Annotated in this window: 19 protein-coding genes, 1 tRNA gene and 1 pseudogene; 13 read left to right on the top strand and 8 right to left on the bottom strand. The window is 68.1% G+C overall.

From position 1 onward, the window contains the following. A partial coding sequence (locus YWY_RS21285; RefSeq protein ID WP_028847500.1) for a tetratricopeptide repeat protein occupies positions 1-285 on the top strand: 285 nt, incomplete at its 5' end. 469 nt (positions 286-754) lie between these two features. Here the strand turns inward: YWY_RS21285 and YWY_RS0110005 are convergent. From YWY_RS0110005 to YWY_RS21280, 3 genes are read right to left on the bottom strand one after another with little or no spacing between them, the layout of a single operon-like run. Next, on the bottom strand, positions 755-1246 hold the full coding sequence (locus YWY_RS0110005; protein WP_028847499.1) for a hypothetical protein: 492 nt from the start codon (positions 1244-1246) through the stop codon (positions 755-757). Then, a complete protein-coding gene (locus tag YWY_RS0110000) occupies positions 1243-1626 on the bottom strand; it encodes a hypothetical protein (protein WP_156899184.1) in 384 nt (127 codons plus the stop codon). Before YWY_RS0110000 ends, YWY_RS0110005 begins: the two co-directional genes overlap by 4 nt. Before the next feature lie 60 nt (positions 1627-1686). Further along, positions 1687-2409 (bottom strand): CDP-alcohol phosphatidyltransferase family protein, encoded by a 723-nt coding sequence (locus YWY_RS21280; RefSeq protein ID WP_038044956.1) that lies wholly within the window; start codon positions 2407-2409, stop codon positions 1687-1689. A gap of 64 nt (positions 2410-2473) precedes the next feature. On the opposite strand from YWY_RS21280, the gene YWY_RS21275 reads away from it, so the two are divergent. After that, positions 2474-4069 carry an alkaline phosphatase family protein gene (locus YWY_RS21275; protein WP_038044954.1) on the top strand — a complete coding sequence of 532 codons (1596 nt, stop codon included), beginning with the start codon at positions 2474-2476 and terminating at the stop codon, positions 4067-4069. Positions 4070-4075: 6 nt separating this feature from the next. Here the strand turns inward: YWY_RS21275 and YWY_RS0109985 are convergent, their stop codons facing one another. Both YWY_RS0109985 and YWY_RS21270 read right to left on the bottom strand, forming a co-directional pair. Beyond that, entirely contained in the window at positions 4076-4897 is an 822-nt protein-coding gene (locus YWY_RS0109985) for a class I SAM-dependent methyltransferase (protein WP_028847497.1), read from the bottom strand. Beyond that, positions 4894-6003, bottom strand: coding sequence for a glycosyltransferase family 4 protein (locus tag YWY_RS21270; RefSeq protein ID WP_156899182.1), 1110 nt, complete (start codon positions 6001-6003; stop codon positions 4894-4896). The genes YWY_RS0109985 and YWY_RS21270 overlap by 4 nt, the downstream gene beginning before the upstream one ends. 134 nt (positions 6004-6137) lie before the next feature. On the opposite strand from YWY_RS21270, the gene YWY_RS0109975 reads away from it, so the two are divergent. The 9 genes and pseudogenes from YWY_RS0109975 (at position 6138) to YWY_RS25030 (ending at position 14336) form a co-directional block, all read left to right on the top strand. Then, complete coding sequence (locus YWY_RS0109975) at positions 6138-6854, top strand: FkbM family methyltransferase (RefSeq protein WP_245566632.1); 717 nt, start codon at positions 6138-6140, stop codon at positions 6852-6854. A 20-nt stretch (positions 6855-6874) separates the two neighbouring features. Further along, positions 6875-7267: a ferric reductase-like transmembrane domain-containing protein gene (locus tag YWY_RS0109970; protein WP_028847495.1), complete on the top strand. Its 393-nt coding sequence runs from the start codon at positions 6875-6877 to the stop codon at positions 7265-7267. 50 nt (positions 7268-7317) lie between these two features. Beyond that, complete coding sequence (locus YWY_RS21265) at positions 7318-7614, top strand: CYTH domain-containing protein (RefSeq protein WP_245566631.1); 297 nt, start codon at positions 7318-7320, stop codon at positions 7612-7614. A gap of 105 nt (positions 7615-7719) precedes the next feature. Continuing rightward, positions 7720-8082, top strand: coding sequence for a hypothetical protein (locus tag YWY_RS21260; RefSeq protein WP_051310118.1), 363 nt, complete (start codon positions 7720-7722; stop codon positions 8080-8082). 729 nt (positions 8083-8811) lie between these two features. Then, positions 8812-9759 (top strand): replication-relaxation family protein, encoded by a 948-nt coding sequence (locus YWY_RS23225; RefSeq protein WP_028847494.1) that lies wholly within the window; start codon positions 8812-8814, stop codon positions 9757-9759. A 443-nt stretch (positions 9760-10202) separates the two neighbouring features. Beyond that, a complete protein-coding gene (locus YWY_RS24085) occupies positions 10203-10517 on the top strand; it encodes a hypothetical protein (RefSeq protein WP_156899181.1) in 315 nt (104 codons plus the stop codon). 129 nt (positions 10518-10646) lie between these two features. Further along, positions 10647-11804 (top strand): annotated as a pseudogene (locus tag YWY_RS24650) (recombinase family protein); the annotation flags it as partial. A 953-nt stretch (positions 11805-12757) separates the two neighbouring features. Beyond that, positions 12758-13678: a YDG/SRA domain-containing protein gene (locus YWY_RS23710; protein WP_084609162.1), complete on the top strand. Its 921-nt coding sequence runs from the start codon at positions 12758-12760 to the stop codon at positions 13676-13678. Positions 13679-14021: 343 nt separating this feature from the next. Beyond that, the gene (locus YWY_RS25030) at positions 14022-14336 is read left to right on the top strand and encodes an endonuclease domain-containing protein (protein ID WP_425426125.1); all 315 of its coding nucleotides are present in this window, start codon (positions 14022-14024) and stop codon (positions 14334-14336) included. 22 nt (positions 14337-14358) lie between these two features. On the opposite strand, the gene YWY_RS0109930 is transcribed toward YWY_RS25030, so the two are convergent. Continuing rightward, a complete protein-coding gene (locus YWY_RS0109930; RefSeq protein WP_051310117.1) occupies positions 14359-15741 on the bottom strand; it encodes an IS701 family transposase in 1383 nt (460 codons plus the stop codon). Between the two features lie 1257 nt (positions 15742-16998). On the opposite strand from YWY_RS0109930, the gene YWY_RS0109920 reads away from it, so the two are divergent. Both YWY_RS0109920 and YWY_RS21235 read left to right on the top strand, forming a co-directional pair. Further along, a complete protein-coding gene (locus YWY_RS0109920) occupies positions 16999-17217 on the top strand; it encodes a hypothetical protein (protein WP_028847490.1) in 219 nt (72 codons plus the stop codon). Positions 17218-17231: 14 nt separating this feature from the next. After that, the gene (locus YWY_RS21235) at positions 17232-18212 is read left to right on the top strand and encodes a hypothetical protein (RefSeq protein ID WP_028847489.1); all 981 of its coding nucleotides are present in this window, start codon (positions 17232-17234) and stop codon (positions 18210-18212) included. Positions 18213-19468: 1256 nt separating this feature from the next. On the opposite strand, the gene YWY_RS0109905 is transcribed toward YWY_RS21235, so the two are convergent. Beyond that, a tRNA-Arg gene (locus YWY_RS0109905) sits at positions 19469-19541 on the bottom strand. A gap of 110 nt (positions 19542-19651) precedes the next feature. After that, positions 19652-22303, bottom strand: a complete 2652-nt coding sequence (locus tag YWY_RS0109900) for an AAA family ATPase (protein ID WP_038044952.1) — start codon at positions 22301-22303, stop codon at positions 19652-19654. Positions 22304-22488: the final 185 nt, after the last annotated feature.

Here is a 22488-nt window from a genome sequence, read left to right as displayed (position 1 = left end):
GCCATCGAGCTGGGCCCCGACGAGTACACGAACTTCAGGGATCGGGCGGTCACCTACCGATGCATGGGGCGGTTCGAGGATGCGCTGGCCGATCACGACCGGGCCATCGAGCTCGGGCCCAACCGCTACCAGAACTTCGTCGAGCGGGCGGTCACCTATGCCCTGATGGGACGCGAGGAGGAGAAGGCGGCGGACGTGGCTCGGGCGATCGAACTGAACCCCGGCTGCGCGTCGATGTGCGCGCAGCCGGATGACCAGCCACCCGGCCGGCCGGATCCCGCATAGTCAGGCCGCATCGGCGGGCTCACGGAGAGCCGGGCTTGCTGTACCGGATGTACTCGTCCGCCGTGAACGACATGCCGAGGCCGTTTCCCCCTCGGAACCGGCCGACGAGGCGCGCCGGGCGGATTCCCGAAGTGCTGAAGGCGCTGCCGCCGTCACTCGTCGGCGCCGACGTTCCACATCCGCTTGCAGTCATGACCAGCCCAGCCCCGCGAGCCCCGGTCGAGCCTCCGGCCGAAGCACGAAGCCAAGCGCGCCCGACCGTCACCGCCCTCGCCTCGTGCGCGGTGGCCCCCACTGCCGGAGCACCTCGGCCGCGGCGAAAGGGCAGCCACAGCGCGACGAAAGCTGGGACGAGACATGAGGTCTTCCTCCTTCGCGTGCGGTCTGCACGCGCTTGGCTCACGCCCGGCCAGGACAGGAGGTTGCCGCACCGGAGCCGATGCTCGGTGCGCAGGCGGTCGTCGTGCGGCTAACCGGCCCTCGACCTGCGGCTCCAGGTCGTCGTGATGCCGATCGAGAGCAGCACGAAGCCGACGATCGACATGATGAATGCCGTGGCGATCTTGGTCGTGCTGTGCGGCCCGGCGGTGAAGACCAGCTCGTACGCGAAGGCGATGCCGGCACCGGCGAAGACGCCGCCGAGCGTGTTGGCGGTGGTTTCCAGCGCCCCGGACGTCTGGCTCAGCCCCAGCCGAGAGCTGGCTTGCTCGACGTGGAACTCGTCGACCGTCTGCACACCACCGCGTCGCGCGGTCCGGATGGCCTCCTGCGCCAGGTCGGCGAGATAGTCGGCGTGCAGCTCGGTCAGCCGGTCGCGGGCCTGCTGGCTGAGCATCATCGGCCGATGCGAATGCCGGTGCAGCTCGCTATTGATACGGCGGGCGGCTCGCAGCAGGTTGGCGTCCTGGCCGACGTCCGGGTTCTCGGATCCGGGCACGTCGCTGTCGAGGTCCTGGCTCAACGGTTGTCCTCCGTGCGGCCGGCGGGCACGACTTCGAGTTCGCGGCGAAACCAGACGATGTCCTGCGTGGCTTGATCGAACAGTTTTCGTAATTCGGGATCGGTGATGTCGGCGAGCGTGAAAATCGTCTTCGGGCGTATTCGTGACAAGGCAAACGACAGCGCCAGACCAACGCCGAGCAAGGCCACCAATGTGGCGAAGCTGACCAACTCGATCCGATTCAGAAGCTCGGGGAAGACGATGGTGAAGCTGGCCGAGAGGGCGGAGGTGAGAGCCATGAGTTGGGTGACCGCGAGCGCGCTTCGTCCGACGAGGGTTCCCACACGCTTGTCACCCACCGCTTTCGGCGTTGCCTGCTCCGATGGACGCTCGTCACCCACGCGATCATGGTATCGACCTGATCGGCGAAGAAGATGCCAGTTCGCGATCGTTCCCGCTTGTCAGCCGGGCGGCCGCGCTCGCCACAGCCGCACGATGTCCCGTCCGAAGGAGAAGACCAGAAGCGCCAGTGCGGCGGCCACCATGGTCGTCGTGGCCCACGCCGGGAACACCCGCGAGCACGCGGCGATCAGCACGATCCCTTGCATCGCGGCGACGGTCTTGCCGAGCCGGGTCGGTTTCAGCGGCCCGCGGAGCCAGGGCAGGAGCCACCCGGCCACGACGAACGCGTAGCGCATCCCTCCGATGGCCACCACCCACAGGCCGGCGGACGGCACCAAGTAGATGCTGAGCACGGCCAGCAGGGAAGCGTCGACCTCCATGTCGAACCGCGCGCCCAGCGGTGACGCCGTGTTCGTCGAGCGGGCAACCACACCGTCCACGGCGTCCAATGCGAGTGCGACCACCGCGGTCGAGGTGATGAGCACGTACCGGTCCGGCGCCCCGGCAAGGCTGTCCGCGGCAAGCGCTGCCACCGATCCCACCAAGGTCGAGCGCAGCAGGGTGACGACATCCGCCGGCCCCACCGTCCGCCGCTGCGAACGCCGCAGCGCCCCGATCAGCAGCGCGGCCGTCACCAGCCCGTACCCCCCACCGATCAGCCAGCCGGCGACCGTCAGGCCGGATGAGACGGCCAGCAGCCCGAGCTCGGCGAGCTGTGCCGCGACACCGGCCAGCGGCCAGACCAGCGGACCGACCCGCGGCCTTGGGGTGGTGGTCGTCATTGATCAAACATAGGCGACGGTCGGCGCGCCGTCAGTGCGAAATGCGGCGGGTAGTGTCCCAAAGGTGCCGTCAGAGCTGAAGCGCGGCCGGACGCTTGCGGCTGGGATTGTCACCGTTCTCGGTCTCGGCGTGGCCCTGTTCGCCGTGCTGGCCCCGGTCGATCCCGCGGCACTGAGTGTGTGGTCGTTCTTCCGGATCCCCGTCGAGCCGGTCGTCGTCGTTGTCGTGCTGCTGCTTCTTCCTGTCCGGGCGGTGCGCCCGGTGGCGGCCGGTTTCGGGTTCACGCTGGGGGTCGTCGCTTTCGTCAAAGCCCTCGATCTGGGTTTGTTCACCGCACTCGGCCGGAGCTTTCATCTGGCCTACGACTGGCAATCGCTCACCCCGGTGATCGATCTGCTGACGCCCCAGGTCGGCAGGCCGCTGGCCATCGCCACGGTGATTGCGGTGGTGCTTGCTGCCGCTGCTCTGGTGGTCTGCTGCACGATCGCTGCGGTCCGAGTGAGTGGCTTCGTGCGAGCACGCCGGACGCCCGCGATGCGGACCGCCCTCGCCCTTGCCGTGGTGTGGGTGGTCGCGTTGGTTGCCGGGCTGCCGGTCGCGGCGAGCAGCGCGGCCGGGTTCGCCTACGACCAGGCCAGGGAGATCGCAGCCGACCTGCGAGATCGCGCGCAGTTCGAGCGTGCCGTCGCGGACGACCAATTCGCGGACGTTCCAGCGGACGAGCTGCTTACCGCGCTGCGCGGCAAGAACGTCGTGCTGATGTTCGTGGAAAGCTACGGGCGGGTCGCGCTGCAGGACCGGGAGATCGGTCCGCAGGTGCGCGCAACCCTCGCCGAGGGCACGGCGCGCCTGCGGTCGGCGGGCTTCGGAGCACGGTCCGCCTTCCTGACTTCCCCGACCGTCGGCGGCGGCAGCTGGCTGGCCCATGCCACGCTGCAGACCGGGGTGTGGGTGGACAACCACCTCAAACACGCCGACCTGATGGACACCGACCGGTTCCACCTCACGGCCGCGTTCGACCGGGCGGGCTGGCGGACGGTCGGCGTCGTGCCGGCCAACACCGGACCGTGGCCGCACCGCGGCTTCTACGACTTCGACGCCTACTACGACGCGGAGGCGCTGGGTTATCGCGGCCCGCGCTACGCGATGGGTGGCATTCCCGACCAGTACACCCTCGAAGTGTTCGCTCGCCGGGAACTCGCTCGGCATGGTGGGCCGATCATGGCCGAAATCGACTTGATCAGCAGCCACTGGCCATGGGACAAGGTGCCCAGGATGGTGCCGTGGGACGAGCTCGGCGACGGGTCGATCCTGCGCCGGACGCCCGCCACGGTGTCGCCCCCTGGCGGCTCCCGCGCCGGTTACGCCGACACCATCCGTTACACCTTGCGGACGATCACGTCCTTCATCGAACGCTACGGCGACGACAAGACCGTGTTCATCGTCGTGGGCGACCACCAGCCCGCATCGATGATCACCGGAGGTGGCCCGGAACGCGACGTGCCGATCACCGTCGTCACCCGCGACAGAGACGTGCTTGACCGGATCGCGGCATGGCGCTGGGAGCCCGGGATGGCGCCGAGTCCGCGCGCGCAGGTGTGGCGGATGGACACCTTCCGCGATCGTTTCCTCACCACGTTCGGCCGGCCGCCGAGCTGAACCTCGTCACCTGCCCGGTGGGATCGCAAGCAGATCCACGTGGTGCACCACGATGCGGAGCGTCCCCGCCTCCCACGCCGTCCGCCACCGGGTCATGGCTGCCTCGATCGTGGGGACGAGGTGTTGATCGTGCTCGGCCGCGGCCGCGCACCATTCGGTCAGCCAACGCATCTGCAGGTCGGCATGGGTGGCGTCGAGTCGCCACGGGCTCGGTTCGGCCACCACGGTCCAGCCGTGTCTGCGGAAGGCGTCGGTGGTGACCGCTGGGGCCGAAGGACCCAGCAAGCGGCCGCGTCCGCGGATCGGGCGCTGTTGATGGCCGTTGAACGCCGCAGTGATGGCGGCCGTGCCGGGATCGGACGGCTCGCATTCGACGCGGCCGGTGACCGAGAGGGCGAACAACGCCGGAGTGCCTGCGGCTGCCACGGTGTCCACCAGGGTCCGGACTTCGTCAGCAGTCAGCAGGTCGAGCAGCGCCGACGCGCTCACCAGTGACGCATCGGTGAAGTCGTCCGTGGTCAACCGGGTGAGGTCGGCACATCGCGTTTCCACGGTCACCGGAGCGCCGTCGGCTGCGGTGAGAGCGGTCTGCTCGGCCAGCTCGAGCAGACGCCGGTCCTGGTCGATCAGCCACCAGACCTGGGCGCCGGAAATGCGGGGTGCGAGCCAGCGCATGTTCGCCCCGCTGCCGCTACCCAGATCGACCACGACCGACGGCCGTGTGGAGAGCCGTTCGGCAAGCAGGTCGACCAGCTCGGCGGTGCGTGCCGCCGCATCCGCGGGTTCGCGCAGCGCGAGCCAATCGGCAGTGACCCATCCGGGCGTCATGATGCCGTCCCGGAGGGCGTGAGTCGGCGAAGCACCGTGGCGAATCTGCGGGCCGCCGCCGACCACGGCTCGAGTGCGGTGCGACGCTCGTGCGCCGCACCGCGGAGACGGTTTCGCTCGGCGCGGCTGGTCAACCATGTGCGCACCGCCACGGCGAGTGCGGGCGGGTCGTCCGGAGGGACCAGGATTCCGGGCGGGCCGATGCTCGTCGTACCAACCGCCTCCAGCAGGCCACCCACCGCCGACGCCACGACCGGAATGCCGCGTGCCAACGCCTCGACGACGACCATCCCGTAGGACTCGGCGCGGGACGGCAAGACCAGCAGGTCCGATTCGGCGTAGGAGGCCTCGAGCTGATCGTCCGTCTGTGCGCCTGCCAGCACGATCCGGTCCGTCAGACCGAGGTCGGCGATCCGGCGGCGCACGGATGCGGCGAAATCGGCGTGGCGCTCGGCCCCGACACAGCGACAATGCCACGGCAGATCCGTCAGTGCGGCCAGGGCGTCGACGAGCACGTCCTGGCCCTTGACCGGCGCGACCGAAGCGACGCACAACAGCCGATCGCCCCGGGTGCTGGGCCTGGCCCCGGGAGCCGGGTCCACGCCGGGCTCGACGACCTGGACATCCAGTCCGTGACTCCGGCGAAGGCGGTCCGCCGTGGCGTTGCTCGTTGCCACCACGGCACGGGCCATCCGAAGTGTGCGCCGCTCTCGGTCGGCCAGCTCGGCCGCCACCTGGGCGGGCAGCCCGACGTCATCGCCCAACGGCATGTGCACCAGCACGACCAGCCGCAGCCGCTCGGCGTGCCCAGCCAGGACGTCCGGTGCCGAGCAGGCGATCAGGCCGTCCAGCACGACGGGCGCATCGTCGCTGATCTGGTCCAGCACTCGCGCGAGCCCGGCACGATCCTCCCGGGACGGTCGCGGCCAGCTCCCCGCCGCAGCGGTGAACGTGACTTGCAGGCCCGCCGCACGCAGGCCCTCCACCATCCGGCGGTCGTAGATGTTGCCGCCGGTCGGCTCGGCACCGGAAACCGCGCCGGGCGGTGCGACGAATGCCAGGTGTGCCGCCAAGCGCCGATCCTCCTCCACCACGGCCTGCCACACGTTCGTCGACCACCCTCGACGACACCTTCCACAGGGCCTCCGACACTGTAGCGTTCACCACAGGATCCGACGGCCGGACGACGGTAGGGGACGACATGGTGCGGCGTGTTCGCGGGATCGCTCGATCGCTCGTGATGTACCACGGGATTCCGGGGCGGAGCCGTCGCCTGCAGCGCTTCTACCGGGAATTCCTCGGTCCCGGGCGGCTCGGGTTCGACATCGGCGCCCATGTCGGCAGCCGGACCAGGGCGTGGCGGAAGCTCGGTGCCGAGGTGATCGCGGTCGAACCACAGCTGGATTGCCTTGCCGTGCTGCGCTGGCTGTTCCGGCGCGACGAAGGCGTGACGATCGTGCCGCTCGCAGTCGGCGCCCGGCCAGGCCGGGTTCAGCTGCGCGTCTCGACCGCCACACCGACGGTCTCGTCGGCGTCGCCGGAATGGACGGAGACCGTCTCGCGAGACCGCCGGTTCGCCGGTGTGGAATGGGACGCGACGATCGACGTCGAGGTCACTACGCTCGATGCGCTCATCGCCCGGCACGGCGAGCCGGCCTTCTGCAAGATCGACGTCGAAGGATTCGAGGTCGAAGTGCTCGCCGGGCTCAGCAGACCGCTCCGCGCGCTGTCGTTCGAGTACCTGCCGCAAGCGCACGACCAGGCACTGGAGGCGCTGCGGCTGGTCGACGAGCTGGGGGCGGCGGCGGGCGGATACCGCTACAACTACTCGCCGGTGGAGACGATGCGCCTGGTCAGCGAACACTGGCTGGACGCAGAGCAGCTGCTGCGGGTGCTCGACCGCGTGCGGCCCGGTGGGCGGTCCGGTGACATCTACGCTCGGTTGACCGGCGAGTGATGCGGGGTGGGGTGGGGACTGTGGCGACGAAAGAAGAAGTGGCGGAGGAAGCGGTGCCGCCCAGCCAGCGGGCGCGGCATGTGGTGTTGGCAGGCGTGCTCGGTGCCGCCGCCGTCGTGGAGTTCCTTTTCGTCACCGCCGGGTCAGGCAAGAACGCGATCCTCACGGTGGCGAAGTTCTTCGGGCTGCATGCCGCCCTGCTGCTGATCGTTCAGCTGACGCTCGCTGCCCGGCTGCCGTGGCTGGATCATCGGATCGGCATGGACCGGCTGACCGTGTGGCACCGGTGGACCGGGTTCGCCCTGTTCTGGGTGATCGTGACGCATGCGCTGCTGATCCTGATGGGCTATGCCGCGCTGTACGACATGTCGATCGGCGCCACCTTCCTGTCGCTGGCGACGAGACCACGCTGACCGTCAAGCAGATCACCAGCGACGCCATCGACGGCACCCACGAGATCGAAGTGGGCGTCGATGACTTCGCCGCCACCAACGCGCTTCTGAACGTGCTCGGCTTCACCGCGAAGTCCTACCAGGAAACCAAGCGCACGAGCTTCATCCTCGACGGCGCGCAGGTCGAGATCGACACCTGGCCCCAGATCCCCCCGTACCTGGAGATCGAAGCCGGGTCCAAGGACGAGGTGATCAGGGTCGCTGGACTGCTCGGCCACACCGAAGCCGACCTGACCGGCGAGAACACCATCAAGATCTACGCCCGCTACGGCATCGACCTCGACACCATCCCCGAGCTGCGCTTCTGACCATCGCTACCCGTCCACTGCGTCCGCACGCCCGCGCACCGCCGATCGGCCCGCGCGGGTGTGCGGCCCCGCACGCCCACCAGGAGCCCGCCAGCCGTGAGCGCCATGCCCGCGCAAGCAGCCCAAGAGCTGGGCCGACGCCTCCATGCCGCAGGCTTCCGCCCGCTGCCCGACGTCGATGACGACGGCGGGTTGATCGGCACCCGGCTCTGGCGAGTCCGAGCCGGATACGTTGAATACCTCGCGCTGCGCCCCAGCGGACTCGCGCACGCCGTCCGCGCCGAGGCTCTGTTCGACTATCGCCACCCAGCCGAGCACGGCGCGGTGGTCGAACACCGCTTCGGCCACGCCACCAACGCCCTGAACTGGCTGCTGAACAGCGCCGACACCACAGGGGCGCGGCTGCCCCGCCCCTATGCCCCGCACGCCAGATCGTGGCCGCCGAGCGAACCCGACGAGATCGACTGAACCGCCACCCACCGCACCACCATTCACCCGGCAACTCCCTGGGCAACTCATCGACCATTCCCTAGGCAACCCAGAGTTGCCGGGTACGCATCTGGCGTTAGTAGCGGTTGACCTGCGGTTTCAGTCGTGCGGCAGTAGTGGGCGAGTGCCCGGATGGCCCTATATGGCCACCCGTGGCGCGGCGTACACACATCCACACGACCGGATGCGCGCCGGGCGACCAACGGCCACACCAGCGGTTGACGACCACGGAGCACGGATGCAATCTTGATAGATTGATCCGCTGTCGGCTCGGGTCTGCGCAGGTAGACGGTCGAGACCCCGCCGAGGATCGACAGAACGTGTCCCGCACCGTGACGCGCCTTGGTGTTTTCCGCGTCGTCCGACGCCGAGCCAAGTGCCTACCGCGTCCCCGTGTCGTGCGGGATGGTCCGTGTTGTCGGTGATCTTCCTCGGTTGGTGGTGACGATCATGATGCGCGAGCGTGACAGGGGTGCGGTGCCGGGACGCGACGGCCGTCCGGCGGGTGCACGTGGGGGTTCATCTGGGGATACCAATGGGGATTCCTATGGGGAGTCCTCCCAGCGCTGCCGCCCCAACCTGCCGGGTTCCGGCCGTGTCGTCGCAGGTCAGCGCGCCGTAGTAGGCGCGGTTGCGGTGCCAGACTCGACGGATACCCAAATCAATGACACATCTGCGGCGGCGCGGCGGCCTGCGACGGCGGGAGCCGTGGCCGCTGCGGCCGGTCGGATCACCGACCGGGACCGGCGTGTGCTGCGGCTGCTGGAGGAGCACTTCACCTTCACCACCTCCCAGCTCGCCGTGCTCGCCGGGTTCGGCTCGGTGATCACCACTCAGCATCGGCTGGCCGTGCTGCACGCGCGGGGCGTGCTGCACCGCGACCGCCCGTTCCGGCCCGGTGGCGGCTCGTACGAGTGGCATTGGATGCTCGGCCCGATCGGCGCGCGGATCGTCGCCGCCGAGCGCGGCGTCTCGCCGATCAAACCGGCGAAGGTGGCCGCCCGATGGCGCAAGCTGTTCCACGGCTGGCGGTGGGACGAGCTGCACGCCCAGCACGCCTGGTTCTGCGCGCTGGTCGCCGCCGTGCGCGACGAACACGGCACGGGCGGGGAGTTGGTGGCCTGGCGGTCGCCGTGGCGCGTCAGCCGCGCGTGGAAGGCCACCACCGACGGCTACGGCGTTTGGCGCTACCCCGACGGCGGTGAACTGGCGTTCGTGCTGCTGCTGGACGATCCGCCCCGCGTCGGCGTGAGCGAGCTGCGCGACCGGCTGACCACCATCCCCGACCCGGCCATCGCGTTCACCCGCCGCGACGGCTACGGCGACGACACGGTGACCCTGGTGTGGTGCACCACCCTGCGCCGCGAGCAGATCATCCGCCACGCGATCACCAAACACCTCGGCGGCTCGACCGGGATGCCGGTCGCACTCGCCTGCGCCGAGTACACCGAGCCCGCCCCAGCGGGCCTGCACGACCGCGTGTGGCTGCCGCTGGGCGGCATCCGCCGCGACGGGTGCCGACTCACCCTCGCCGAGGTCACCGACGCGGCAGCGGCGTCGGCACGCGGCCCGGCCGAGTCCTGGTGGGAGGTGACAGACGCTGACGAAGTGATCCTCTACGACGACACCGACGACGACGGCCGCCAAGTCGCCTAGCTTGGCGGGCAACGAGCAATCTGGACCCCGCGTCGAGCTGTCCACTGTGGTCCCGCTTCGGCGAGACCACACCGAGACCCGAGACGAGACACCGAGACAGCAACGAGACGACCGAGACAGCCGGTCTCGGCGTTTCTCGGCTGGGTCTCGCCGGAAGTCTCGGACGGACAGTGGAAGAGTCCAGTCAACCGGTGATAGCTGGCCCCGATGCGTGCTACGGCAGTCGGGGAGTCGAAGCGTCGCGGGTTGCACAGCCCGAACCCGTCAGTCCTTTCCGCGCGCCACCCCGTGGCGCGGCCAGCCTTCCCTTACGCCACAAGCGACTGGAGAAGGCGCGGTGACCACGGCTGACGGGTCCGCTGATCGACGGTTGCCCAGTGACCGCTGACCAGCGCCCGCGACCTCCCGCCCTGCGCGGGCTCGCGGGGCATCGGAGGTGCCTCATGCACAGCCACGACAACACCCCGGACAACCCGCACGACGAACACGAAGCAGTGGTGATCCCGCTACCTCGGAAAGCCCCCGACGATGACATCGAAAATCTCCCCGAAACCGGCGCTGACCAGCCGGTTTGGTGGTATGATCAGAGGCGGAAACGCGTTGGGGACCGCCACTATTCCGGCCACGTCAACCACATTCACGGCACAGAAGCCGAACGGGTGCGCGGCGAACTCGCCGACGTGATCCGCGACCTTCTCGACTGGGCCGCGCAACAACAATCCGGTGATCACTCCACTGAGGATGGTGAAGCCGCATGACAACCCTCGGATGAGGTGACCGTCAACCCGCCAGCGCCAGCCCTAACGCGGCGGGCCGCGTCGCTGTCGGCGACCGTGCCGGTGTCCGGGCCGTCCGGCCTGTCGGACTACGCGGTCTCGCCGCTGGGGATGCCGGTGGCGTTGCTGCGGGATGAGGTACGCGTGGCGTTCCTCGGCCGTACGTCCACAGAGGACCAGCAGGACCCACGGCAGTCCCTGTTGCGGCAGTTGGGGAACAGCAAGACCGCGATTCCCGAGTCGTGGGTGATCGTGGCGCACTTCTACGACGTCGAGTCCGGCCGCATGGAACTGGAGGCACGCGGGCAAGGAACCGACTACGAGCGGTTCGACATCCCCATCGCCCGCGACGGCGGCATCGCCGACCTGCTGGACGAAGCGACCCATCCCGGTCGCCGGTTCGACGTGGTGATCTGCGAGAGCGTGTCGCGGGTCGCCCGCCGCACGTTCGAGGGCCTGTCCATCGAACGTGAGTTGGAGCGCGCCGAGGTGCCGCTGTTCGCCGCCAACGAACCGATCACCCTGACCGGTAGTCGGGCACAGCGGATCTTGCAACGGCGGATCAACAAGTCCGTGGCCGAGTACGAGGTGCTCAACACCCTGGAGCAGTCCTGGGGTGGACTGTGCACGCACGTGCGCGAGGGCTGGAACATCGGCAAACCCCCGTACGGGTACAAGGCCAAGACCTTCCGGCACCCCAACCCCACCAAGGCCGCCAAGGGGCAGACCAAGACCCGGCTGGAGCCCGACGGCGTGCGCGGCGAGACGGTCACCCAGATCGCGCTGTGGCGGTATCACGAGGGTCTCGGCTACGACACCATCGCCGACCGGCTCAACGCCGACCCCGCCAAGTACCCGCCCCCGGTGCCGCCCGGCAAGGAACGGGCACGCGGCGCGTGGGGCAAGACCAGCGTCTACGAGGTGCTGAAGAACCCCAAGTACACCGGCTACCAGGTGTTCAACCGCCGCGCCTCCCGCTCCCGGCGCGGCAAGGTCAACGACCCGGTGAAATGGGTGTGGTCCACCGAACCCGCGCACGAGCCGCTGATCCCCAAGTGGATGTACGACGAACTCACCGCCCGCAGCCAAGCCCGGCGCGGCTCCCGCGACGGCAACACCCGCAACGCCCACCCCGAGACCCGCCGCACCTACGTGCTACGCGGGATGATGTTCTGCGGATGCGGACGGCGGATGTTCGGCAACCACCGCCACAACGCCGCCTACTACCTGTGCTGGCCACGCAACAACAACCGCGGACGCCACGACAGGTACGCAGGCCACCCCAAGGCCGTCTACATCCGCGAAGACGCCGTGCTCGACGCGGTGTCACGGTTCTTCGCCGACCGCGTGTTCGGCCCCCAACGTCGCGAGATCCTGGCCGCCGACCTCGCCGGAGTCGACGACCGGGCCGCCCGCGAACGGCAGGCCGAGCGGGAACGGCTCCAACGGGTCGTCGCCGACGTGGCGCGGCGGCAGAACTCAATCCTGCGGCAAGCCCAGGACGGCGACCCCGACGACCCGTTCACCAAGGCCCTGCGGGGCACCTACAACGACCTGGAAGCCGAGAAGACCGCCGCCCTGACCACCATCGCCCAACTCGACACCGCCGACGACCCCGAGCCCGGCCGCCCCAGCCCGGCGGACATCGCCCTGCTGGACGCGCTCCCGTACCTGGCGCTCAACCTCGCCGACGCACCCGAGCCGCTGCTCCGCCGCCTGTTCGAGATCACCCAACTCGGCGTCCGCCTGCACGACGACAGCGACCACGTCACCATCACCATCCGACTACCCGCCGACCAACTACCCGAGATCGCCCACGCAGCAGAAAGGATTAACGAAACCATGATCACTACACAAGAAACGCCTGCTCAAACGGCAGGCGCTGCTTGTGTAGATGCTGTACGCGCCCCCGGTAGGATTCGAACCTACGACACCCGCTTTAGGAGACAGGCAACCATCAACACCGCACTAAGCCTGTTACCTGCGCAAACCCCCGCATCCCCACCAGGTCGAGGGCGTCCGTGGGACCGCATTGGGAATGATCAAGCCCTCGGACCACTCCTAGCGAGATCGATCCGCCAACCGCCCCACATGTATCGCGGCGCTCCGCGAGCGCCCCGTGACCGACGCTCTCAGGGCTCTCGTCAAGACGCCGGCGAGAGCACCATGGGGTCTCCCCTGAGTGCCCACCGAGTGTCAGCGGCAGGTGGCATCCTTCTGGTATGGCGTACAAGAGGACCTTCGGCCACATCCCAGGCCATCCGGAGGGCAGTACCTACTCCAATCGTAGGCAGGTCCAGAAAGCCGGACTGCACGCACACCTCCAGGCAGGAATCTCAGGAACCGCGAAGCAGGGCGCTGACGCGATCGTCCTCAACGGCGGCTACCCCGACGACCGGGACTACGGTGACGAGATCATCTACACCGGCCACGGGGGGCAAGATCCTGTCACCAAGAAGCAGATTAGGGACCAAGATCTCGATGACCCTGGGAACGCCGGACTGGTCCGTAGCCAGTTGGAGGGACTTCCGGTCCGTGTGATCCGCGGGGCTGGTGGCGAGAAGCCTTACTCGCCCAGCAGCGGATACCGCTATGACGGTCTCTACAAGGTCGTCGCGCACTGGTTCGCGAACCATGAGGATGCTCCGCAGTTCCGTGTCTGCCAATTCCAACTGGTCAAGATCTATGATCAAGTCGCTGCCGGCGTGGTAGTTGACAACCCCGATCTGTCGGCGACGGCCGAATCAACTTCAGTGCAGGGACCGGCACCTCATAAGAAGACCACTGTGAGCAAGGCCGTTCGCAGCGCTCAGGTGGTCAAGAACGTCAAGGGATGGCACAAGCACCGATGCCAGGTGTGCGGCATCGTCATCGAAGTGGATGTCGGCCCCTACAGCCAAGGGGCGCATATACGACCACTGGGGCGAAAGCATGGAGGTCCTGACGTGGAAAGCAACATGCTTTGCCTCTGCCCGAATGATCACGTCCGGTTCGACAATGGGGCACTTTACATCACCGATGATCTCAAGGTGGTGAACGCGCTTAACGGTGAGGTGATTGGCCCGCTGCGAGTCCATCCGCGGCACGTCATCGATCTGGACCATATTCGCTATCATCGGAGCCAGTTGCCGAATATCCCCTAATAAGGACGTGTTTTACGCGCGCCCAGTGGCTCATATGTTCTCAACAAGCCGCTGTCTGGCCTGAAAAGTTGCACCGCCACAGATTGTTGATCATGAGCGCTCCACAGGGCTCGTTCGCGGGCCCCTTTGCCGGGATTGCAGCCAGGTCAAATCTAAGGCTGCTTGCGGTGTAATCCGATGTCATCATGCACCAGGATGCTTCGAATCCCTTTGGAACTCGCCACCTGGGAAGCCCTTCACGTGGTGCTATCGATCACACAAGCTACGATCATCAGAGTGCGGGCGATAAGTTCCATTCGCGCATTTTTCAATAGAGGTAGTCTGGGGTGATCCTGTGAATTTTATGGGATCGAGCATGTGTAGTGTCGCGTTGAGTGCCAGCCTTGCTGAGGCTGGCGCAACCCTTGATTGGTATATCGAAAAGTTGCAAGAACAAGGGGGTGTATGTGCCATATGTTACGAGCCCTGTGCGACGGGAGGTCGACTTTCTGTCGATCACGACCATGGTTGCTGCCCCGGTCGCAAGAGCTGCGGAAAGTGTCTCAGGGGGCTGCTATGTCGAAGGTGCGATATTGGCCTTGGAGGCTTCGGTGATGATCCTGAACTGCTGTACTCGGCGGCTGACTATTTGGACGACCATCAGTTACGGCAGCTGTAATTGGGGCTGTGGCCTGCGGTGATCATGTGGTGGTGTCGGCGTAGGCGTGCCATGCCTGGTGGCATTTTCGGGCTCGGTATTGGTGGCGTCGGCGCCAGGTGGACCATGTGCGGCGGTGTTCGGGATCGCGGCGAGGCTCCGGCACGATCGGTCCTCGGATGTTGCGCAGGAGTTCGGGGACGGTGATCGCGATCATGTCGGGATCCTCGTCCGGGCCGGTGGGTTCGGTGGCTGCGGTGACGGCGAGGTAGGTGTAGGCCAGCAGGGCCAGGCAGCTCCAGCGGTGCCAGGACCTCCACCGGGTGGTCTGGCCTTTGTCCAGGCCGCAGGCCTGTTTAGCGAGTTGGTGGTCCTCTTCGATCTTCCAGCGCAGCGTGGCGACTGCGACCAGGCGGGCCAGCGGCGCCGGGCCGGTGGTGAAGCACCGGTAGTAGGACAGTTTGCGGGTGTAGCGGTGCCGCCGCACCAGCAGGACCGCGTCACCGGCCTGTTCACCGGCCTGGTCTGGGCCGTTGGGGGTGTCGTCGGGAGTGATGGCGAGCATGGCCCAGTCGTAGGAGCGGACGCCTTTGGTTCCGGTTCCGGTGCGTACGCGCTGCCATCCGCCGTCGCCGATCAGCCGAACGGCCTTGCGGGCGGTGGTGGTGTGCGGGCCGAGCGCCACGGGATGGTCGTGCTTGACCGCCATCACATAGTTCATGCCCAGGCCGCGGATGTGGCGGCGCAGGTCGCGGCCGCCGTAGACCTCGTCACCGGCGGCGAACGGCGCCCGGATCGCGCGGTCGTGGGCGTGGGTGAGCATCTGGGCGGCCAGCTGCGGTTTGGTGGCGAACTCGATGTGGTCGGGGACGCCGGCCAGCTCACGGCGTTCCTCATCGCTGGCCCAATCACGGGGTAGGTACAGGCGGTGGTCGATGATGGTGTGGCCGCGTGCGGTGACGTAGGTGAGGTTGACCGTGACCTGGCACAACGCGACCCCGCCCAGGCTGCCCGAGTACTGGCGGGCGGCGCCGACGCAGTCGGTGGAGGACTTGGCGTCGCCGGTCTCGTCCAGGATGAACACCGCGTCCTGACCCGCGTGGGGATCGTCGCCGGTCAGGTGCCCGGCCGCCCACACCGCGGTCTGGTCCAGGACCTGCCGCTCGTCCCATTTCGCCCGCGACAGCAGATGCTGCAACCGGTGCGGGCCGGTGTGCCCCAGCGCCTCGCCCAGGGTCCAGCAGTTGTGGTCCTCCAGCTCCATCAGCAACCCCAGCACGAACTCCCGGACCAGCCGCCGGGGCTCACACCTGCGGAAACATCCCGCGATCCGGGCCATCACCGCGTCCAGGAAACCCGCCCGGCGCTCATCATCGGCATGCGCTATCGTGCCCCCGACGGCCGCCGGGTTCTTTACTTTTGTCACACAAAGCAACGATCACGGCGGCCGTCTCGCATGTCCGGCACTCCACCCGATCGTGATCACCCCCGGCTGCCCCGCCGACCAGCAGCAACATCCCCACAGCCACGATCTACAGCTGCCGTATCAGTCCTGAACGGGCTGGCTGGATCGTAGTCCCCATCCCCTGGACCTTCGGCCTGTTGTGAGGGAGACTTGGGCTATGGTCAAGCTCTCCATAACATCGAGCCGTTGGGGTGAACTCACTGCGCTGTTGAAGGACGAGCATAGACTCCGGTCCGAGTATCCCTAGGTGGCCGAGTACTTGGACATGTCGCCGAGGTTGGCGGGGACTGGCGACGATCAAGCTGATGCTCAGTTTGATCTACGGTTTGTACACTATATGACCGGTGGTCGGGCTGTAAGCCAAAACCCATACTGGGACATCATCGAGCCGTTTGTAACTGAGCACGATGGTCGTCGTGTAGTAAATGGTGGCCGAGCGAAGGGGAGCGCGCGGCTTGCCTTTGCTCAGATGCTTCTGCAAGCAGCATATGCTTACGCGATTCCCGCTCCGGAGACTATCGATTGGGTGCGGGAATTCTGTGGGAGTCGTCCGATTGTAGAGCTGGGTGCGGGGCGAGGCTACTGGGCTGCGCAGTTGGCTGATTCGGTGCTGACAGTCGATGCCTACGACTCGGAGCCCCCGGACAAGGTGGGGAACGCGTCGTTCGCGAGAGTCGCCGGCCAGGTGGACACTTGGTTTCCCGTCGGTGATCTAGAGGATTTTGCGGCTCGTGCCCAACCGGCGGACTACGTGTTGTTCCTGTGTTGGCCACCTGGGTGGGGAGACGCGATGTCCTCCGAGGCACTCAAGGTGTTCGAAGATGCGGGCGGCGAGCGGCTCATCTACATCGGCGAGCCGAGGGGAGGAAATACGGGCAACGATGCCTTTTTCGATGCCTTGTCCGAACGGTGGACCCTCGACTCTGTAGATTCGAACTTCGTTTCGTGGTGGACAGACGCGGGACGACCCGCGCACGCCGTCCAGCACGGCCGGACGGGGAGGGTCCCGGCTTGCCGCCAGGGGACCGTCCGGCGCTGAAGTCTGGACCGTCCCCCCGAGCCGATGCCGGACCGTCCGCCCCGCACACCTCCGGACCGTCCGCCGCGCCGTCCCGGACCCGCAAGCGGACCACCGGCGCCCGGTCCACGGCACGCAAGGGCGGACCGTCCGCCCGCCGGTCCCGCAAAACCACGCCACCGCCGAACGTCGACGACCTCATGCCGCTCGGACGGCGCATCGCCGCCGACCTCGCCGAGGCAGGCCAGCCCTTGACCCGCAACGCGCTGGCCGTCCGGCTGCGCGAGGCCGGACAGACCGCCGGCAACGCCCGCGTCGGCGCGCTGCTGGCCCGCCTCAAGACCGAACCCACCACCGACCCCACCAACCCGACCGACTCGTCCGCTGCTTCGTCTGTCGAGGGAGAGAACGCGTCATGAGCCACGCCCGGCCCATGGGTGAAGTCGTCCGACTGCCCGTCAAGCACGCCGACCACGCCGCCGACCCGGCGGCCGACCTCGACGCCGCGCAGACCGCCCCCGTTGTCGAGGATGACGGCGAGGCGCTGGAGGGTCGCGTCCTAGTGGACCGTCCCGACACCTACCGCCCCGACGTGCGCGCCCGCCGCCTGGCCGGCGAGCGGGACCGCCGCCGCCCGATCATCGCCCCGTGGCTGCGCGACCCGGCCGAGGCCAAGGCCACGATGCGGTGGGCGGTCGGGTACGCCGGACACGTCACCGGCTACCACGCCGCCCGCATCCCGCTCTACAGCCTGCGCCTCGCTGTGCGGTCGCCGCGTGGGCTGTGCCGGGTGGCCGTAGGCACGTGGCGGTGGACATTCGACATGGACGCCCGGCCGCTGCGCACGCACGCCATCGACCGCCGCAACGACGAGGCGTATTTGAAGCTGATGGCCGAGCGCAACGACCGCGTGCGCGCCCGCCTGCTGGTCACCGGCGCCGGTCTGGCCGGTACGGGGTTGGCGGCCGCGTCGGTGGCCGCCGCCGGCGGCATCACCCAAACCGTGGTGCTGGCCGCTCTGGTGGCGCTGCTGGGCTGGATCGGCACCCCGACCGACCGGCGCATCCTCGACACCGCCGTCGTCTCCACCAAGGCGCCCAAGCTCACGTCCGAGATCGTGGTGCGGGCGCTGGCCGCCCTGGGCATCGCCGAGATCAACAAGGCCGTCGGCAGCGCGACAACGCCCCTGACGACATCGCCGCCACGCTCCGGTGGCTATCGGAGAACACCAAGCCCGTGTCCGCCCTCACCGAACCCGCTACCGCACGTGCGCTCTTGGATGCGGCAACAACAAAGCTCGACGGCAAGAAGGTCGCCGCCACCACTGCCAGAAAACACCGGATGCTGTTGGCCAACGCCATGGACTACGCCGCCGAGCTCGGCCTCTTGGACAGGAACCCGATACGAGAGCTGAAATGGAAGCCGGCACGTACGTCCGGCGAGGTAGATCGCAGGCGCGTCGTCAACCATACGCAAGCCCGTGCACTGCTAGCCGCGGTGAGGGACCAGCAACCCAGCGGACGACGCCTCATGGCGTTCTTCGCCGTGATGTATTACACCGCCCTACGCCCCGAGGAAGCGGTCAACCTCCGCAAGCCCGATATCACCCTCCCACCCCTCACGCAGAACCCGCAGACCAAGGAGATGGAGGAACCCGCCGACGCATGGGGAGAGCCGAATCACGCGGGCGCGGGCGGGCCGAAGATCGGAGGAACCCGCCGACGCATGGGGAGAGCTCCACATACGCCGCGCTGCTCCGTACGCCGGCCGAGACTGGACCGATGACGGCAAACTTCGAGAGGAGCGCCCCCTCAAGCATCGTGCGGACGGTGAAAGCCGCATCGTTCCGTGTCCGCCGGAACTGACCCGCATCCTTCGCGCCCACCTCACCGAGTTCGACGAAGGGCCAGACGGTCGCCTGTTCTACGGCGTGCGCGGGGGAGAGCTGGCCCCGATCACCTACCGCCGTGCGTGGCGCAAGGCCCGCCGAAGCGGCGCTGTCCGCTGAGGAGGTCGCCTCACCGCTGGCCGAACGCCCGTATGACCTTCGCCACGCGTGTGTGTCCACTTGGCTCAACGCTGGCGTTCCCGCCCCCCCAGGTCGCCGAGTGGGCTGGTCACAGCGTGGAGGTCCTCCTGAAGGTCTACGCCAAGTGCATCGTCGGGCAGGACGAAGCGGCGAAACGCAGGATTTCGGAAGCCTTGGACGGTTGACCGTCGAGTTGCACCAGACGGTCCACTGTCTGGTGCAACTCGCTCACATGTGTGGGGAGAACCTAGACCGGAAGCGACGACTTCCTGCCTGTGCTCCTTGTCCTGGCGGCGCTGTGCGTCGTGTTGGTCATGCTCAACGTGAGCTGCCTGACCTGCGACACATCGTAAGTGAGCTCACGATGATGGTTGCCTTCTACGCTGTCCACGACAAGGAGGGGCAGCGGTAAGGCGTCGCACGCGCTGGCTTAGGGTCCTCCCCCCCCAGGAGGTCTACACCTCCTGGGGAACCCGCGTCCCAGTGGTCGAGTCAAGTGCACTACCCGCTCGGCTGTGGGAACGCATTGGGAACAGCCAGCCGCATAGACCCGTGTCAAGCCGCATACGATTGCACACAGCAGTGAAGCCCCTGACCGGTGTTCGTGCTGGTCAGGGGCTTGTTGGTGCTGGTGGGAGGGGCGCCCCCGGTAGGATTCGAACCTACGACACCCGCTTTAGGAGAGCGGTGCTCTATCCCCTGAGCTACGAGGGCTTCCCTGCTTAGGGTAGCGGCCGCAGTCGCCCGCTTGCACAGCCGTCCGTCATTCCCGGCGATACGCCAGCCGCGCCGAGCCGTCGGCAGCCGAGCCGGCCGAGTTCCACCTACGCGCATTCGCTCAGGTACTCGCCGTTGAGGATCGCCGTCGACAGCTCGATGCGGGACCGGTACCCGGTGTGCAGGAACAGCCGGGACAACCGGCCCTCCACGCTCTTCTCGCTGGTCCGCAGGGCCGCGGCCAGTTGCTTGTTCGTCAGCCCGGCGGCGGCCAGCATGGCAAGCAGCCGCTCGTTCTCGGCCACGGTCTCCTTCCGGCCGGGCACCTTCACGCCGTGCTCCCGCATCAGGTTGCGGGCCCAGGCCCGGTACAGCACCGCGTCCAGGCTGCCGAGCAGCTCGTACGCGTCCGACAGCAGCCGCGGCTCGGCTCCGCCGTGATGCACGAGTCGCTGCAGCACCAGCGCAAGCTCCAAGGGCTGCGCCCGCTCCCTGGCCAGCTTCTCGCATTCCCGGGCGGCATCCTCGTCCTTGTCCACCATGGCGCGGGCCAGCAGTGTCAGCAGCCTGGTGCGCTCGGTCTGGGGCAGGCGCTCCAGGGCGACCAGTCCCTGTTCGGCCTCCGCGCGGTCGCCGCGCGCCAGCGCCATGTCGATCAGCTCGCTCCACACCAGCTCCAGACCGACCGTGAGCTGCGCTTCCGACGTCTCTGACGCGCACCGGAACAGGCGGAGGCGGGCGGCTTCCTCGTCGCCGAAAGCCCGCTCGACCAAAGCTTCCGCGACCTCCACCAAGTGACCGAGTATCGGCGGGGTGGCGCGGGCGGCGGCCAGCAGTTGCTGCGCGGTGATCAGCTCGCCGCGGGCGACGAGCATCCACACCGCGCTCACGTACATCCCCGCCGCGCGGGCCTCCCGGCCGTGCTCCTCCGTACCCGCGATGCTCCGGCGGGCGAAGTCCACCGCTTCCGACGCGTGACCGCGGGTGGCCGCCAGCATGGACCGGCAGTACAGCGGCAGCTGATTCTCGGTGAACTCGTGCGCAGCCAGCAGGCGTTCGGCCCTCCCGACGTCCCCGATGGTCAGCAGCGCGGTCAGCAGCCCCTCGAACTCCGTACGCCTGCTCATCTGGGTCTTGCCCGACAATTCCAGCTGCGCGGCCGTCAGCCGCCGTTCGAACCGCTCCGGCTTCCCCGTCCACAGCTCGGCCAGCGCCCAGGTCAGCTCGCCGAGCATGACCGTGGCCGGGCTAGCGCTCCGCAACTCCGATTCGGTGGTCCGCAGCAGGTCTGCTGCTTCCTGCCAGCGGTCGAGATGCCCCATGGCCAATGCCCGGGTCACGCTCAACTGTGCCGGAGTCCCCGGCCAGCGGCAGTCCCCGGCCGCGATCTCCCGGAGTGCCTCGTGCTCCCCGAGCGCCCGCAGCGATCTGGTGGCCAGCTCGTGCACCTCTTGCAGCGCGTCCGGCGACAGGTGCGCGACGTGCTCGGCGAGGATCCGCTGCACACCGGTCAGCGTCTGGTCGTACTCGCCGAGCAGGAAACAGGTCACCGTGTACTGGAGCAGGACCTTGCCCCGCTCGATCCCGGCCGGAGCCAGGTCCACGGCCGCCGCCAACCAGCGCACCGCCGACTCCGCCCGCTCGTAATGCGTCACCTGCACCTGATGCAGCAACTCACGAAGGGCCCGATCGGCATCGACCAGAATGCCGGCATCGGCGACCCGGTCCGCCATCTCGTCCGGATCGAAATTGGCCGGGACACCGTGTTCCCAGATGGCTTCGACCAGCGCTGCGGACAATCGCCGCCGCTCGAACGGGCCGAGTGACGCCAGCAGTGCCGCGCGAACCAGCGGCACGACGAAGCGCCACGTCCGGCCGAGGTGCACCACACCGGCGCGGCGCAGCCGTCCCAGAATCCCCGCCACCTGGTCCTGCGGTATGCCCGTGCTCGTGGCGAGCAGGTTCGGCACCCTCGGTCCGAGCGGGATCAGCACGGACAACGCCTTCGCGGCCGTCCAGCAGTCGTCTCCCAGCGCCCGGATCGCACGAAGAAGCTGCGTCTCCGCAGCCGGGGCGAACTGGGTGTGCGGGCGCATCAGGTACGCCCGCCGGTCCACCACCTGGATCGAACCGTTCGCACGCATCGCGTCGACGGTGTCCTGCAACGCGGCAGGCAGGCCGCGCGAGATCTCCCGCACCCGATCGACGAGCGCCGGCTCCGGCTTCGCGGTCAGCATCCTGGTGATCTCGTGCGCGACGGCGCCACGGGACAACGGTGCCAGCCGGAACCGATCGACCATCTCGCTCGCGATCAGCTCGCTGAGCTCAGGCAGGGGACCGTGACCCGGCTCCGCGGTGCACACGCAGCGCACCCGCGCGCGGATCAAGGCTCGCAGCACCGCCAGCGAATCGGGGTCCAGACAGTGCGCGTCGTCGATCAGCAGCACACCCTTCGGATACAGCTGGCCGGCGATCATCGCCGCCGCCCGGCGCGCCAGCTCGGCGTCCTCTGCGGCACCCGGGACCGGGCCGAACAGGGTCGCGGCGCGGTCCGGCGACTCCAGCCGCACGGTGTGCTCGCCAGGCTCGAACCGGATCGGCAGCACGTCCGCGCTGGCCGTCACGGTGACCGCGGTGACCTCGTGCCCTTCCTCCCGCAAGCGGTCGCTCAGCTGGGCGAGCAGGGTCGTCTTGCCGGTGCCGGTGGCGCCGGTGACGACGACGAGCGGACCTCGCGCCGCGAGGATCTCCTCCAGCATGAGCCGTCCTCGGAATGATCTGAACCACTTTCAGCTCTTCCCACGTGTGCCGGGTGTGGACGGTTCAAGGAGTCGACGTGGCCGGTGGTCTGACGTGCGCCGGGCAGGCGGCCGCCGCCCGAGAACCGGAGGCCGCCGGCCCGGTGCCGACGGCCTCCACGAACCGCCAGGCAACGCCGACGGAA

The organism is Thermocrispum agreste DSM 44070 (assembly GCF_000427905.1).
Classification (GTDB): domain Bacteria; phylum Actinomycetota; class Actinomycetes; order Mycobacteriales; family Pseudonocardiaceae; genus Thermocrispum; species Thermocrispum agreste.
This window is presented reverse-complemented; position numbering and strand designations above follow the sequence as displayed.

What these genes read in the sequence shown, in the direction of transcription:
- YWY_RS21280 (WP_038044956.1), bottom strand. Translation starts at nt 2,409, where the DNA reads ATGACGACCACCACCCCAAGGCCGCGGGTCGGTCCGCTGGTCTGGCCG.
- YWY_RS0109985 (WP_028847497.1), bottom strand. Translation starts at nt 4,897, where the DNA reads ATGACGCCCGGATGGGTCACTGCCGATTGGCTCGCGCTGCGCGAACCC.
- YWY_RS0109975 (WP_245566632.1), top strand. Translation starts at nt 6,138, where the DNA reads ATGTACCACGGGATTCCGGGGCGGAGCCGTCGCCTGCAGCGCTTCTAC.
- YWY_RS21260 (WP_051310118.1), top strand. Translation starts at nt 7,720, where the DNA reads ATGCCCGCGCAAGCAGCCCAAGAGCTGGGCCGACGCCTCCATGCCGCA.
- YWY_RS24085 (WP_156899181.1), top strand. Translation starts at nt 10,203, where the DNA reads ATGCACAGCCACGACAACACCCCGGACAACCCGCACGACGAACACGAA.
- YWY_RS23710 (WP_084609162.1), top strand. Translation starts at nt 12,758, where the DNA reads ATGGCGTACAAGAGGACCTTCGGCCACATCCCAGGCCATCCGGAGGGC.
- YWY_RS25030 (WP_425426125.1), top strand. Translation starts at nt 14,022, where the DNA reads ATGGGATCGAGCATGTGTAGTGTCGCGTTGAGTGCCAGCCTTGCTGAG.
- YWY_RS0109920 (WP_028847490.1), top strand. Translation starts at nt 16,999, where the DNA reads ATGCCGCTCGGACGGCGCATCGCCGCCGACCTCGCCGAGGCAGGCCAG.
- YWY_RS21235 (WP_028847489.1), top strand. Translation starts at nt 17,232, where the DNA reads ATGGGTGAAGTCGTCCGACTGCCCGTCAAGCACGCCGACCACGCCGCC.
- YWY_RS0109900 (WP_038044952.1), bottom strand. Translation starts at nt 22,303, where the DNA reads ATGCTGGAGGAGATCCTCGCGGCGCGAGGTCCGCTCGTCGTCGTCACC.